Below are 14,904 nucleotides of genomic sequence, written 5' to 3' on the forward strand. Positions count from 1 at the left end.
TGGAGAATAGAAACATGTCTTTTAAAAATAAAATCATTTTCGTTAATGCAACAATATTGGTTTTATTTGTTGCATTGCTTACGTACTTCGCTAGCGAAATTGTTCAGGGTTCTTCGCAAAACCAATTTGAAAAGATAAAGGAGAGCATTACTGGGAATAACAAAAAGCTTCTGTTTGCCTTTGTGAAAGCTCAAAGTGCAGGGCTTGATAAAGAGGTTGAGCTGATCACTGCGGAAGTGGAGCATGTAGCGGTCGATTTTGCTCATGATTTTGGCAATGACTCGCAAAACGAGGCATTGCGTAACAAACAGCTGGCTCATATTAACACTAAGCTTAAGCCCTTTATAAAAGAGATGCGGTTTATTGATACTAACCGCAATCAAGAAGTCTCTATCATCGAAAATGGTATTGTAATCCGTTCAGTTTTTGTTGATCTTAGTCAAATGTATCAATATAAAGGTTTATATATTGATAAAGAAGTAGAAGGTGGAATTGTCAGCAATTTTTCTATTTATATCAAACCAAAAGATCGGAATGAGTCTTTGTTAAGGTTTGACATTGACTTAGAGTACTTCTCTCGTTCGTTAATGTTTGAGAATATGATCGATGATTTCCAATATCGATACTTTTTAGTTGATGACAGTGGCAAGCTCGTTGCTACTAATTTAAAACAAAGCACTGAGCTGTTGATGTCAACGAACGTTTTTGACCAGGAGGTTAGGAAAAGTGCCGTTAATTATATTATGTCCCATGATATGGGGGGGTTTGCTATTACTAGCTTAAGCGGTATTTATAATGTTACCTTCGTGAAAAATAACTTGACAAAATGGAAGGTGATTTTAGTCACTCCAGAACATGTGATTCGTTCTAGTTATGTGACCACCAAAGAGCTAGTTTTGTCTGGAGATAACTCGTTATTAGAAAGTTTGCTGTTCTCCTATATCATTTTGCTTGGGCTATTCTTAGTTATTAATTCAATTTCGGTTAATAAGATGCTCATGCCGGTTTCTAAATTGATCGCACAAGCTCAATATTTAAAGCAGCGTGATTTTAATAAAGCCACACATGTGGTTCGTAGTAATGGAGACGAAATTGAGCAGCTTTCTAAAGCTTATTCTGAGGCTGGGGGCCAGATTAAAAACTTAATTGAAGGGCTTGAATATGAAGTCGAAGAGCGAACGAAACAATATGAGCTAGCTGCGCGAGAAGCCAGTGAGGCGAATAAACAGAAATCAGTGCTGCTTTCAAATGTGTCCCATGAGGTTCGCACTCCACTGAACGCGATTATTGGTTATACGCATATGTTGGCTGACAGTAAGCATGTTGAAGCCCATAGCCATCAGTTGAACGGTATTTCGAGTGCGAGCAATACCATTTTAGGTATTGTGAATGACCTATTGGATTTTGAAAGAGTAAAAGCAGCAAGTTATTCATTAAACCCTAAGTGCCTGTCGGTAATGAGTTTACTTCGCGAAATTGAAAATACGTTTGTGCCCATTAGCGAGTCTAAGCAATTATCGCTTGATATTATCAGCAATGTCGATGCTTCGACAACATTGCTGATTGATGAGCTTCGTATAAAACAAGCGATTAGTAATTTGGTTTCGAATGCATTGAAGTTTACAAACAAGGGGGGCGTGACAATAGAAGTTTCGACCGACGGTAAAGCGTTCAATATCTCAGTAACTGATACAGGGTGCGGTATTCCCACAGATAAATTGGATACGGTGTTTAACGGTTTTGAACAAGTCAATAGAGAAGACCAACAGTTTGGTTTTGGTTTGGGGTTGGCTATCACTAAAACGATTGTCGAGTTAATGAACGGCACGTTGCGGGTTGAGAGTAAGCTTGGCGTAAGCAGTACTTTTGTTATTGCACTTCCAGCGCTAGAAGTTATGAATGTTTTTGAATGTTCTAACGTAGTTGTAGAGCAAATACATAATGTTGGGCAGGGACTAGACTACATAAATAAAAAAGCTCTGATCGTTGATGATGTTGAGTTTAACCGAGAAATTCTAGAGTTTCATTTAAACGCGCTGGGTTTTGAATGCATGACCGCGAATGATGGTTTGGATGGGGTAGCGCTCGCATCTGAACATGACTTTGATGTTGTACTTACGGACATTTCTATGCCGGTTATGGATGGTATTGAGCTTGCTTCCGAGTTGGAAAAGCGTAAGCCATCGTTACCTATAATTGCCGTTACGGCACGAGCCACCATGCAAGAAGAGTCTCGAATGAACCAATATTTTTCGTGTTATCTAACCAAACCACTCAATCCGTGCGATTTAAAACTAAAGCTTCAGTTCGCGTTATCAGGTAGTACTTGCTAACTTAGTTAAAGACTCTTACCTATATTTTGAGGGTTAGCCATCTTCAGATCTTAACTTGTTACTTTCATTTATTTTTCTGAGAGTTAAGGGCATTGTCATCAAAGGTAATTCTTAAACTGTTATGAATCATATATCCCAATAAGCGCTGAATGTAGCTAGCATTTCTAAATCATTCAATCACAACTTGCCCTTAGCTTTTGGTCATATTTAATCAAAAATAAGCTAAATCACAATAACGAATAAGAAAGAAAAACTATGTTTGGAAGTATTATCCGCACGTTTCGTGTTAACAATGGTTTGTCACAAACTGGTTTTGTTGATGCGATTCAAAAAAGTAACTCTAACTTTAATAATCTAGATGTTGTGACTCTAAGCCGCTGGGAAAGGGGAGTAACAACTCCCCACTTGAAGCGTCAAAACGAATTACTGGATCTCGTGGGAGTCAACATATTTGATGTTTGGGAAGCAAACGACTCACAAACAGTTCTCACAGGGTTAACGAATAAATTTAATATCAACGGTTATATTGACATGAACATGCACGTTCAAACGCAAATTACGACGATCAACTCAAATAATTCATTTTTTCTTGGGAAAATAACAAAATTAATTGATGTAATCTTTGAATATGAAGATAACGTTCTACTCAGTAACTTAGAAGATTTAGGTCTGAGTCGAAAGGCAATTATTGAAAAAATAATAAATCAATATTCTGGAGAGTTAACGCTCGTCACGGTTAATGGGCAATTGATCGGACACTTATTAAGTGCTAACTATAAACTTGCAGCAGATTTTTTTGAGCAAGTCTTACTATCTAAAGAAGATAGAGTACATTTAGTTGTTACTTTTAACTGTACTCATTATTCGTCATTTACAGATACAATGGGCAGAGAGGCGTACAAGTATCTTCAAAGTTTAAACCCCGACAAAGAGCTTTATATACTACTGAAAAACAAGAGGATTTTCGATCTGTTCTTTTCATTGGGCAGTGAGTATCGAAGTGTAAGAAGTAACGATAGATCAATGAAGGTCATGAACTTGGATTCAAAGACAATGAAATCACAACGCTCTTGGATGAATATTATTGCCAACTATAGAGGTGAAGCGGATGAATAACACAGTTTTGATTGTTGACGATGTTGAACTATCAAGAGAAGTTATTAAAAATGCGATCTCTTTATCTAATAAACAAACATCCATACAGTTTGCGGAAAATGCGTTCGATGCAATGAGAAAAATGCAAAACGCATCATTTGATTTGGTTATTATGGACATCATGATGCCCAATGGCGATGGATTTGAACTCTTGAGTATGATGTCTCAACAAAATATTGAGTCTAAAATAATCATTACTTCCGGTTTGGATAAGTCCATTGTTAGCTCAGTGAGTATGCTTGGAAAACTCTATGAGTTAAACGTTGTCGCTTCACTAGAAAAGCCTATTTGGGCTAACCAAATAAGTGAGTTGGTTGATAAAACACTTGAAGTTGAAACCATAACTAAAGGCGGTCATGGCTTTGGTCATCGTGCGACAATCGTCGATGACGACTTTCCCATAAACCTAGTTTATCAGCCGCAAGTTGTTTCGGATATAAATGTTATTTCGGGGTTTGAAGTGTTGTCTCGATGGTCTGATAAAAAAGGGACCTTACTTCCACCGAGCTATTTTTTGCCAGTAATTGAAGAGCTAGGAAAGCAAAAGATTTTTACCAATATCGTGATAAATAAATTCATTCAGGATTATCACCTTCATTTCAGTGAACTGGATCAATCGTTGAGGTTCTCGATTAATATCGATCCTAATTTGTTGATTGACGAATCTGTGGTCGATACCCTACTTGATATCTATCAGCAGGGTATTGAGCATACCATCGTTTTAGAGCTGACTGAAAAGGCCCTTTCAGGCAATATTGAAAAGGAATTGTTGGCAAATATTTTACGACTTAGGTTGAAAGGTTTTGAGATCTCTATAGATGACTTTGGGATGGAAGCATCGAATATTGAACGTATTGTCAAATTGCCTATTAGTGAGATAAAGATAGATAAAACTATTACATGGGGACTTTGCCACAACATTGATTATATGCAGAAGATCGACGAAGTTAAGAAGCTCATTTCGGTTAAAAACGCGCGTATTATCTATGAGGGTGTTGAAAACAAAGACACCTGTGCTTTTCTGGAAGCTCTAGGCGGCTTTAACCAGCAAGGTTTTCTTCATGGGGCTCCATTACTACCAGAAATTGTGGTTGAGATTTTTTCAGAGCAAAAAGAGTTAGCCCATGTCGGGCACGATTTTCTAAAATAAACTTGATAACCCTCGACTAGGAAACACGAGAGTATCTCATCCTAAAATATGTTGACAATTTTTAGTAAGCCAGTAATGCAAGTTGCTGGCTTTTTTCATACACCTTATTTGCAATGTGGGTAACTTAAGGTGTTGTTACCTAAATTAGTTGAACCTTTTCTGATCTGCTCCAGTTAGACTGGACACGGCATTAAGCGACATATTGTTTTTCAAAGTTAACTGGGCTTAGATACCCAAGAGCACTGTGCCTTCTTGTTCGATTATATATCAACTTCGATATATTCAAAAAGCGCTTGGCGCATCTCTTCTCGCGTCATTATCGGCTCGTATTGGATGGCTTCTACTTTCATTGAGTTGAAAAAGCTTTCAACACAGGCGTTATCCCAGCAATTTCCCTTCCTACTCATACTTTGTTTTAGGTTATGGGCTGAGATTAAGTCTCTGTAGTCTTTTGAACAATATTGACTGTCTCTATCACTATGGATAATCACCCCTTCGGGCATGCCTCTACGGAAGAATGCCATTGATAGCGCATCACAGACCAAAGTCGCGGTCATTCTGGTGTTCATTGACCAACCAACTACTTGCCGTGAGTACAAGTCGATAACAACAGCTAAATACATCCAACCTTCGATTGTCGCTAGATAGGTAATATCTCCAGCCCACTTTTGGTTCGGTGCTGTCGCATTAAAGTCTTGCTCAAGCAAATTCGGGGCAACAGGAAGTCTATGCTTACTGTCTGCCGTACATTTGAACTTACGGGCGGCTTTCGCAACTAAGCTCTGGCGCTTCATGCTTGCGGCAATGGTTTAACATCATGTTTATTTCCATTTTCTTCAAGTTCTTTTTGAATACGCCTTGCACCATCGCGTTCCTTGTTATTATCAAAAGCTTCTCGAACTTTGCTGTCAAGCTGCTTGCGGTGCTCGTTGCGTTGAGCGACTTTATGGCGATTATCAATCCAATAATAAAACCCACTTCGAGAAACCCTAAACACCTTAGCCATGCGGACAATCCTATATTGCATCAGGTGTTCGATCATAAACTCATAGCAATCTACTTTAGATTCTTCGCGAAGTAGGTGGCGGCCTTTTTTACGATATCTAGCTCTTCAGCTTGCTCAGCCAATAATCGTTTGAGTTTGGCATTTTCAGTGGCGAGCTCTTTTTCTCGATCGCTGATTTTCGCGTCCTTTTTGACGGCTTTACGCCATCCATAGATTTGAGATTCATATAACGATAGCTGACGTGCAGCAGCAGCGACACCGACTTTCTCTGCTAACTTAAGCGCTTCAGCTTTAAATTCAGGAGTGTGTTTGATTCGTGTTTTCTTAGTTGTCATTGTTCACCTCGTTAGTGACTGTACTCACTTAACTCAGTGTCCAAAACTTCTGGTGCGGATCAATTTTGCTACTACCACTGTACTTAGCAGTGGATTATTATTAGCAATCATAGGCTCTTGTGATAAAAGTTTTAATTAATTGCCATGTTAAGTGAGTGGTTGTAATGCGACTGTATGCAGTACACCGCATTGCGCAGTTAGAGTTTGTTGAATAGCAATAAGATTAACAGTGAAAATGTTGAGGTGAACTGATTTAAAAATGTAATCTAGGTTGGTATTTTATGACAAACTTGACAAGCAATGCCTATAATTTTTCAGACTTCATTAACTCAGGTGTTGATAATAGAACGGGAAGTTATTCTGCTCAAATAAAACTGTTATCGATAATTGGTAACCGCCTTAATGGTCCTTATTTTGATTTGACTGTTGGTTATAATATAAATAATTTTACGGATGTTGGCTTTGGACGAGGGTGGTCATTACCACTTAGTTCTTTTGATAATGTAAATTCAGTATTGAGTTTGAGAAATGGTCAATCATTTAAAATTGAATGGGATTCAACAGAGAATGAGTATGTAGCGCCATACCGAAAATTAAAAGATGTCCGTATTTACTACGTCTCTACGCCAGGGACAGAGCAAGGTGAAATAAAGGTTATTAATTCTTCTGGAGAGATCGAATTTATCGACTGGAAGGAAGGTACTCTGAGTCGATTATACAGTGCAAAAGGCCATCAGCTTCGGTTTTTATACACAAATTATAATTTTCAAAGAACCTTGTATAAGGTTGAAGATAGTTTTGGATTAAGCATAAATATTGATACATGGTCAGATGAATGGCTGACAAAAATTTCCTTATATAACAAAAGTTCTTTGCTTAAGTCATCGACAATTAGAAAAAAAAGCGGTGGTGAATTTAAACGTTTAGCGTATGCGACATTACCCAACAGAGAAGAACTGTATTTTCAATTTGAATATTCATGGTTCAATGAAGTAGGGATGGATTTATTGCTAAAAACAACCTATCCAGCAGGATATTCAGAAGAGGTTACGTATTATGAACGCGGTTTTTTAATGCCTGATGGCGCACCAACTAAGTATGTGCCACAAGTTACGAAGATGATTGTATCTCAAGGAAGTGCATTACCTATTCGAACACATACTTATACTTATTCAGATAAAAATTATCTTGGATTTGCTAGTGATAGAGCTTATATAGCAGGGGAAGATACGCTTTTTAAAGCAGCCCAAGATTATAAATACTCTGCAATAGAAACTATCGATAATGAGATTGAAATCCAAAAAATATATACCAAATACCACTTAGTTGAACAAGAACGTTATCTTTCAAAAGGGGTGTTATACCAAGAAGTAAATTATGAGTATTATGCAAATAATGCTGTTGGTATTGAATATCAGCTTCCTCAATATACTTTTTTAAAAAAGAAAGACGTTTCATTTTTTAATGCATCTTCAACGAGTAAAAGTTTGGAATTTTATCAGTTTGATCAATGGGGAAATAATATAGAACACACTGATGAGCGTGGAATAACGACAATTAGTGAATATGAGCTAAGTTCACAGAATAAATTTAAAAACATTCCCTTATCACAAAGTATTTTAGATAGAGGAAGAAATGTAGTACATAAAAAAGAATTTACCTACAAGACATTACCTTCTTTATTAGATGATCATTCTTTTTACGTTCTTGAGATGGAAGAAATAAATGGGCAAAAAACGAATTATCAGTTTTATGAAAATCGCCAAAATATTGAAGTTTACGGAAAGAAACGAGAAGAATCTTCAGTGGTGTCTGGCGCGACTCCGATGCGTTATTCTTACACGTATGATTTTAATCAGGATCACCTTGTTTACCAAGTGCTCACGGAAAATGGATCATTACATTATTCCAATACCGAGCATTATGATTTTTTAGATAGCCAACTTATTTATAAAAAAGAACCAGAAGGCGTAGAACTCGAAGTTAATTACGATGAGTTGAATCAAATAAATAAAGAACGCTTATTAAAAGATAACAGCCTTTATTCTGAAAAAACGTACCAGAGTCATATTGATAGTGACAACTATGTTTTAAGTATCGAAGATTCTGAGGGTGAAATAACCGTTCAGACCTACAGTGCTAATGGTCATGTCCTTTCAATGGCGACAAAAATTGGCAGTAATAACACAATGGCTTACACCAATCAGTATGATGCGTTTGGCCAGAAAATCTCGACAACGCAATACGACAATCTTGATACGAGAACACTCGAATTAACAACGCGTTATGAATACGACTTATATGGCGATATTAATCGTACTATCTACCCGTCAGGAGCGGTAGAAATAAACCAATTTGACTATGCATCTCGAACTCACACTAAAGGCATCGAAGGGAAAGGGTACGTTATTTCTCATCAAGACGAGTGGGGTAATACGATTTTAGAGCAATATTTTGACCGAGCAGACCAACTTCTCTATCAAATCCCTTATCAGTATGACCTAACAAACCGTTTAATTCGTACAGAAACAAGTCGTGGTTCAGTGATTGAATTCAAATACGATGCGTTTGATCGCGTGATAGAAAAAGCAACTCGTTTTGCGGGTAAGAACGCTTCAGAGTCATTTGTCGATAGAATGAGCTATGACAAAAGAACCAAAGAAGAAAGCCTAACGCTTCATACTCGAGAGGGGTTATTAGGTGATAATGAAAATACCCACGCGACCATTATTAGTAATCAATACGATGACTTTGGGCGCCTGACGGAAAGGCACGTCAATGGCTTACGTTACCAGTACAAGGATTATGATGATTCAAATCGTTATCAAAGCGTTGTTCTGCCAAATGGCCATTCAGCGACGTACACCTATCACCCAGTGCTTGGGCTGGTTACAAAGCAAGAAGTCAGTAATGATACATCCTCAACTCGACGCTTTAGCTATAACAAACGTGGGTTAGTTGTGAGTGATTCGGCATCGATGACAAGCAGTCAATATGAGTACGATGCATTTGGAAATCCAAGTAAAAAAACGGTGACGAGCTTAGGCGCGACAACAGAAAACGCCACGTTTTCATATTCAGCAAAAGGACTTTTGTTGTCTATGCGTGATTTTACCGGCAACACAAAAGCACTCACTTATGATGGCTTTGGCCGTGTTCAACAACTTGTCTTTGGAAGTCGTGATGCAACCGCCGTCGTTGATCTCAGTTATGACCAATTTGATCGGCTTGTCTCGCAACATTATGAGGATGGAAATGACCAAGTAGAGATGTATTTGGATTACGGTGTCAATGATATGGAAAGTCGTCGTCGTTGGGTTCGTAATGGAAAAGAGACGTTAAAAATGGATCTTTCCTATGACCAGTCTATGCGGATTATCGAGCGAAAAACCACAATTAATGGAGCTGTTCAAACAGAAACGTTTGATTATGATCAACTTGGTCGAATTACTGAGTTTGTCAGCGCAGGAGTGAACCCGCCGAAAGATGTCATGGGAAGAGAGATCGTAAAGCAGCAGTTTTATTATGACCATTTCGACAATATTACGGATTTGGTCACACAATATCAAAATGGGATTGTGAACACTGAAAGCCGAATATTCGATACTGACATGCCGACTCGATTACTCAATATTTACAATACTCATAGGGATTTTTCCAACCAATCTTTTGAATACGATGCACTTGGTAATCGAGTGAATTTATCGCAGAGAGACTATCAACTCGGCTATAACAATTATGGCCAGTTGTCTGAGATACGAGATGCTCAAGAAAAAGTAATACGCACGTACCACTACGATGCGATTGGAATGCAAAGTGTTTCCGTTGATGCATTAGGGAATATTGCCCAACTTTATTATCACCATGATGAGCTAGTTGCAATCATGAGGGCCAATGAATCAATGGCTTTCTCAGGGGCGCACAGTGGTAACGCACTGACCATTAGTACTGATTTGAAAGGTACTAAAGCAAGTTATAGCTACCTTGACGGAACGAACAGTAACTTAGGGTCTACTAGCGAGCAGGTAACTGATACTAGCTCATCATATCTACCTTTTGGATGAGGATAATTCAATGTTGAATAATTTATCTCGACGTGATTTTTTAAAACAAACAGCTTGTGTTAGTGGGGTGACATTGTGGTCATACAAAGCGTTTCCTGTGAATGCTATGGTGTTTGACAAAGTGCTCCCTTTATCTATTGATTTAGGACAATTTGGCTATCATGGACACCGTTTGGAGACTCATATAGGACTTTACCATACAGGCAATGGCTATCGTGTATATGATCCACTCTCACAGAGTTTTTTGCAATTTGATAATTTAGAGTCGCCTCATGGGAAGGGGGGGATTAATGGATATAGTTATTGTGTTAATGATCCAATTAATCAATTTGATCCTACGGGAGAATTTAATTTTAGAGGTTTTTTCTTTGGGTTATTCAGTTTTATTGTAGGGGTTGCCGTTGCGGTTTCCGCAGTGGTCACAGGAGGAGCAACCCTTGCCATTGCGTTAGGCGTAATAGGAGGTGTTGCAGGTGCCGTAAGTGGCGTCCTTGATATGACGGTCGCTGGTATTGATGATAGTTCAAACCCAGCAACGAAGGGGCTAAAAATTGCGTCGGCGGCTTTTGGTTTAGCGGGAGCCGTTGCTGGAGGACTGAAAGGCGTTGCCTCAACGATCAAAGCAGGGAGCGGAATGTCCTTTGCGCATAAAGCATGGGGATCAAAGACGTTTATTAAAATTACAGGCTTTTCTAATAAAAATATATTGGGTCAAATATCCCAAGCTCCAGCCATCAAATTTGCGGGTCTATCAGCCGACATGGTTGGCGTCGTAGGCGCCTCAATGGTAATGGCCGCGACGGTACAAGATGATAAAAAGCTGAAATTATGGGGTTCAATCATTAAATTTGGTGGTGGAGTTTCTAAAGGGATCATTAAAACGGTGGATAATTGGAACCCTAAGTTAGTGACGTCATTCACCGGAAAATCGTTTGGTAAAACAAAACAGAGTTGGATTAAGTCGGACAAAAAATTTGATATGAGAGTGGATTGGGCAAAACGAGGCTTGTCTGTTTCTAAAGACCCTTGGTCAATTACCGATCAAATTATTGCTCAAACACAGGTGAACAGTACCTCAAGTACTTCAGAGGTTACCCAATCTTCATCCGTTTTTGTGTCGAATTCTGCAGCCCATTCACCTCAAGTAATTAATGCATTACAACAAGGTATTAATCAAAGACAAGGTTTTTACTCCCGCTTTGTTGGTAAGACTATTGGTGATGGGCTTCTTATAGGTTCAGACTAAACGTGATAAAGGGCATGTTTAGATAGTGGGGAGGTTTACGATGACTACTAATTAATTAGTTTTATAAAGTGAAATAATTTAAATAAGTCGTGATTAATAAATAAGGGTTACCTATGAAAAATATAAGATTAATATCTGCTTTTTTGTTGTCAACATTCGTGTTACCGAATGCTTTTGCTATTTCTTTACCATCAAACGGTGATTGGCACTGGGAAACGGGAACTAACTCTGGTCCGCCAGTGCCTCCAGATATTGCTATAAATAGTTTGTCTATTATCACTCAAGAAGGAAAAGTTTATGCTAATAATCGAGCTCAGGTTCGAGCGATTATTTTTTATGATATAGCGGAAGGAAATGAAGTTGAATCTTTTCGTCTGCTTGAGTCGAGAACTCGTCTCCCTTTGAGTAGTTTTGGTATTACTGTTGATAGAGAGAAGAATGGCTATAAACCTGGTTTATATTCCCAATCAATAGAAAGAAAAGATAATATTGATTTGTTGAGTTTGGTTAAAAACAGTAAAGAGAGGTTTATTGAACGATATATTCGAGTTAGTAATGATGAACCCGGCTTGGATATAGATATTTGTGTTGAAATAACTTTGACGTCAGGTGAGACTGACGATACTTGTTCTGAACAGACGGACGATTATTCAATTAATGTAAAGACTTACAGGCCGTTAGTATGGAAAGCCGATGATTTTAAGGATATAAAGTGGAGTACGGAAGATACTAAAGTTGGTAACTTTATGGTTTTAGATGATGATGGTGATTTGTCATTTGAAGGTAAATCTACAGCAACTTTAGAATTAAAACATGAGTTACCAAAGATAGTTAACTATAATAAAGGAAAGGAAAAAGATCGAGTTGGGAGTTTTACTTATATTTCTAATAGTTATCTTATTGCGGGGGAGCCCAAAGTACATTATCTTGCCCATAATTTAGTTGATAAAGGCTATAAGTTTAAATATATTGATGCTGAAGGGGCCGGAATTCATATTTATCGCCAACTCGCGACCCTTGGTATAAACTATCCTACTTATGGACTCGGTGGCGAATTAATCACTAATTCTGTTACATTTTTTGATGAGTATGGTAATGAAAGTACTATAAAATTCTTTGATTGTGATGATGATGGTAGTTCTTTCATCGGTAAGATTTGTATTGCTGATATGTAGGTTAGTTGGATATTTTCACTATAGATTTGTTGCCCGACTAGTTATGAGTTTATTATTGATTACGCCTAATGTAATAAAGGATAAATATTTTAACTAAGTGTTATATGGTAAAGCTGTTTTTGTAATTAGTATTTAATAACGATTAATACCGTTCACTTAAGAGTGAACGGTTTTTTTAAGGTAAGGAATTTGAAGGTTACTGAGTTAGTAAGTGAGTCAACCATTGGTTTATTGCCTCTGGAAATAACCTCAATTTTAGTTGTGGATTAATGAAGGCAATCTATCCTGTGCTTACGCGATGATAAAAGCGGCTTTGATGTGATGGACGCACCTCCCTTCTAGCGTCGTTGTACCAAACTAATAGTACAACCAGTGAGAACAGGAGTAACAAGTATGTCTATTAAAGTTGTCGGTATCGATATAGCAAAAAATCTCTTCCAAGTATGTGTGTTGAGTACTGATGGACAAATTTTGTCAAACAGAAAGATAAAGCGAGATAGGCTTCTTGATACTATCCGCCAACTACCAGAGCAAACTGCTCTTGCAATGGAATCATGTGCAACTTCTCATCATTGGGGCAGAATATTTCAAGAGCTGGGATATAAAGTAGCGCTTATTCCAGCTCAGCACGTAAAACCATTTGTTGGTCGGCAAAAGAACGACGCCAATGATGCAAGAGCTATTTGCGAAGCCTTTTCTAGACCTGACATTTATTTCGTTCCTGTTAAATCTGTTGAGCAACAAGACCTCAAAGCGATACGCAGTGTCCGTAAACGTTTGGTGGAGAACAGAACTGCCTTGGCGAACCAGATCAGGGGATTGGCTGCTGAGTACGGTGTTGTATTTCCTATTTCCATTAAAGCTTTACGGTGTCATTTACCGCTAGCTCTTGAAGATGCAGAGAATGAGCTTTCTCCAGTAATTAGGAACTTACTGCAAACTTTATACTATGACTTTATCAGCCTGAGCGAAGAGATAGATGATATGACTCAAAGTGTCACCATATTGAGTCAGCAAAATCCAAGGTATGAGGCTATTCGGAATATTCCTGGTTTTGGACCGATTTTGACAGCAGCACTGATTAGTGAAGTAGGAGCTGGAAACCAATTCCAAAATGGTCGTCAGTTCTCTGCATGGTGTGGGCTGGTTCCTAAACAAAATAGTACAGGCGGAAAAAGTACTCTTGGCTCTCTATCGAAAAATGGCAATCGTGAATTAAGAACATTACTTATTCACGGTGCTCGCGCAGTGGTTCGGTGCGGAGCTAAAAAATCGGATGCTATGGGAGCATGGTTAAGAGGACTCATTGCACGCCGAGGCAAAGCAAAAGCGATTGTCGCTCTTGCAAACAAACTAGGGCGGGTAGCAAGGCACATCTTGGCGAAAAATAGTGAATACGATATTAATCAGGCCTTTAAGCCTGTTTGATTAAAAATAGTAAGTTCAAGGGGAATTCCCTTAAGAAGCAACTGAGTTTGCAATAGCTGATGAATAAACGGTGAACCATCCTTACTACACTCTGAGACGCAACAGGGTTATTGAAACCGTGGCTTTGAAAAGACAGTAAGGGGCGGATTACATCATGGCGCAGGTCTATTATCGATCTAAAAAGACGTCGGATATATGTTAGCGACCGTACCCTTCAATTAGCCATTGCATCCTGAGGTGCGTCCATATATGTTGCGTAATTTAATGGAACTAAAGCAAGAACCTACGATCTGATCAGCTACGTCCACTCTCTCTCGTAGCCCTATGCCTAAACCTCTCTACAAAACAACCAACTGGAAGCAATACAACCAATCACTCATTAACCGTGGCTCTCTGACTTTTTGGATTGATGAAGAAGTCATTCGACGATATGTCCGACACCAAAATAAACAGGACATAGAGTATGAACAACAACTGCAGTTATTGAAGAACTGATAGCGTGGACGCCCCATTTTAGGGGGTTATAAAGCAAAACCGCCTTCTAAGAAGGCGGATATTTTTTTCCAGTTCTACGGCATCTCTTCTTGCAATTTTTGCTTGGTCAAAAAATCTAGATTGGAAATTAAGGCTAAAAAGATGCTTATTGTTGGCCTGATTTTTATCTGATAGCTCAAAATATGTCGCCATTTTGTCGCCATTGTCAATTTTTATTTTTTGTAAGACTATGTTCTTAAATGATTTAATTTTCAATTGTATATAGTGGCTTCTTTGATTCAGTCTGGCCTAGATCTAACACCAATCATTACTCACCACTACAAAGTGGATGACTTCCAGAAAGGCTTCGACATGATGCGCTCTGGTATGTCTGGTAAAGTAATCCTTGATTGGGAATAAGCTAAAGGAGTAAACACTCCCTCGCTTCCTGATTATTTGAAAATGCCCCAAAGAGATTTGGGGCATTTTTGTATTTAAGCTCTCTCTTCTCAACTAAATTACCTCTGTCACTTAATGG

The 14,904-nt window shown here is 38.4% G+C and carries 8 protein-coding genes and 3 pseudogenes; 9 read left to right on the top strand and 2 right to left on the bottom strand.

Annotation, left to right across the window (positions count from 1 at the left end; all coding sequences use genetic code 11):
- Positions 1-14: 14 nt before the first annotated feature.
- The 3 genes from QWZ07_RS00530 (at position 15) to QWZ07_RS00540 (ending at position 4,638) form a co-directional block, all read left to right on the top strand.
- Positions 15-2,333, top strand: coding sequence for an ATP-binding protein (locus tag QWZ07_RS00530; RefSeq protein WP_192854281.1), 2,319 nt, complete (start codon positions 15-17; stop codon positions 2,331-2,333).
- Between the two features lie 255 nt (positions 2,334-2,588).
- Complete coding sequence (locus QWZ07_RS00535; RefSeq protein ID WP_192854280.1) at positions 2,589-3,449, top strand: helix-turn-helix transcriptional regulator; 861 nt, start codon at positions 2,589-2,591, stop codon at positions 3,447-3,449.
- Positions 3,442-4,638 (top strand): EAL domain-containing response regulator, encoded by a 1,197-nt coding sequence (locus QWZ07_RS00540; RefSeq protein WP_192854279.1) that lies wholly within the window; start codon positions 3,442-3,444, stop codon positions 4,636-4,638. Before QWZ07_RS00535 ends, QWZ07_RS00540 begins: the two co-directional genes overlap by 8 nt.
- 190 nt (positions 4,639-4,828) lie before the next feature.
- Here the strand turns inward: QWZ07_RS00540 and QWZ07_RS00545 are convergent.
- Positions 4,829-5,979 (bottom strand): annotated as a pseudogene (locus QWZ07_RS00545) (IS3 family transposase).
- A 281-nt stretch (positions 5,980-6,260) separates the two neighbouring features.
- Here QWZ07_RS00545 and QWZ07_RS00550 point away from each other — a divergent pair.
- The 5 genes and pseudogenes from QWZ07_RS00550 to QWZ07_RS00570 form a co-directional block, all read left to right on the top strand.
- A complete protein-coding gene (locus QWZ07_RS00550) occupies positions 6,261-10,043 on the top strand; it encodes an RHS repeat domain-containing protein (protein ID WP_192854278.1) in 3,783 nt (1,260 codons plus the stop codon).
- A 10-nt stretch (positions 10,044-10,053) separates the two neighbouring features.
- Positions 10,054-11,289, top strand: a complete 1,236-nt coding sequence (locus QWZ07_RS00555) for an RHS repeat-associated core domain-containing protein (protein ID WP_192854277.1) — start codon at positions 10,054-10,056, stop codon at positions 11,287-11,289.
- A gap of 113 nt (positions 11,290-11,402) precedes the next feature.
- Entirely contained in the window at positions 11,403-12,464 is a 1,062-nt protein-coding gene (locus tag QWZ07_RS00560) for a hypothetical protein (protein ID WP_192854276.1), read from the top strand.
- A gap of 393 nt (positions 12,465-12,857) precedes the next feature.
- Positions 12,858-13,892: an IS110 family RNA-guided transposase gene (locus QWZ07_RS00565; protein WP_290253212.1), complete on the top strand. Its 1,035-nt coding sequence runs from the start codon at positions 12,858-12,860 to the stop codon at positions 13,890-13,892.
- A gap of 324 nt (positions 13,893-14,216) precedes the next feature.
- A pseudogene (locus QWZ07_RS00570) lies at positions 14,217-14,345 on the top strand (IS5/IS1182 family transposase); the annotation flags it as partial.
- Between the two features lie 60 nt (positions 14,346-14,405).
- On the opposite strand, the gene QWZ07_RS00575 reads toward QWZ07_RS00570, so the two are convergent.
- The gene (locus QWZ07_RS00575) at positions 14,406-14,579 is read right to left on the bottom strand and encodes a hypothetical protein (RefSeq protein ID WP_192853916.1); all 174 of its coding nucleotides are present in this window, start codon (positions 14,577-14,579) and stop codon (positions 14,406-14,408) included.
- Between the two features lie 66 nt (positions 14,580-14,645).
- Here QWZ07_RS00575 and QWZ07_RS00580 point away from each other — a divergent pair.
- A pseudogene (locus QWZ07_RS00580) lies at positions 14,646-14,786 on the top strand (L-threonine 3-dehydrogenase); the annotation flags it as partial.
- Between the last annotated feature and the right edge of the window lie 118 nt (positions 14,787-14,904).

It is taken from the genome of Vibrio lentus, assembly GCF_030409755.1.
Lineage (GTDB): Bacteria > Pseudomonadota > Gammaproteobacteria > Enterobacterales > Vibrionaceae > Vibrio > Vibrio lentus.

Coding starts and splice junctions, on each gene's coding strand:
- QWZ07_RS00575 (WP_192853916.1), bottom strand. CDS start 14,579: ATGGCGACATATTTTGAGCTATCAGATAAAAATCAGGCCAACAATAAG.
- QWZ07_RS00560 (WP_192854276.1), top strand. CDS start 11,403: ATGAAAAATATAAGATTAATATCTGCTTTTTTGTTGTCAACATTCGTG.
- QWZ07_RS00555 (WP_192854277.1), top strand. CDS start 10,054: ATGTTGAATAATTTATCTCGACGTGATTTTTTAAAACAAACAGCTTGT.
- QWZ07_RS00565 (WP_290253212.1), top strand. CDS start 12,858: ATGTCTATTAAAGTTGTCGGTATCGATATAGCAAAAAATCTCTTCCAA.
- QWZ07_RS00535 (WP_192854280.1), top strand. CDS start 2,589: ATGTTTGGAAGTATTATCCGCACGTTTCGTGTTAACAATGGTTTGTCA.
- QWZ07_RS00550 (WP_192854278.1), top strand. CDS start 6,261: ATGACAAACTTGACAAGCAATGCCTATAATTTTTCAGACTTCATTAAC.
- QWZ07_RS00540 (WP_192854279.1), top strand. CDS start 3,442: ATGAATAACACAGTTTTGATTGTTGACGATGTTGAACTATCAAGAGAA.
- QWZ07_RS00530 (WP_192854281.1), top strand. CDS start 15: ATGTCTTTTAAAAATAAAATCATTTTCGTTAATGCAACAATATTGGTT.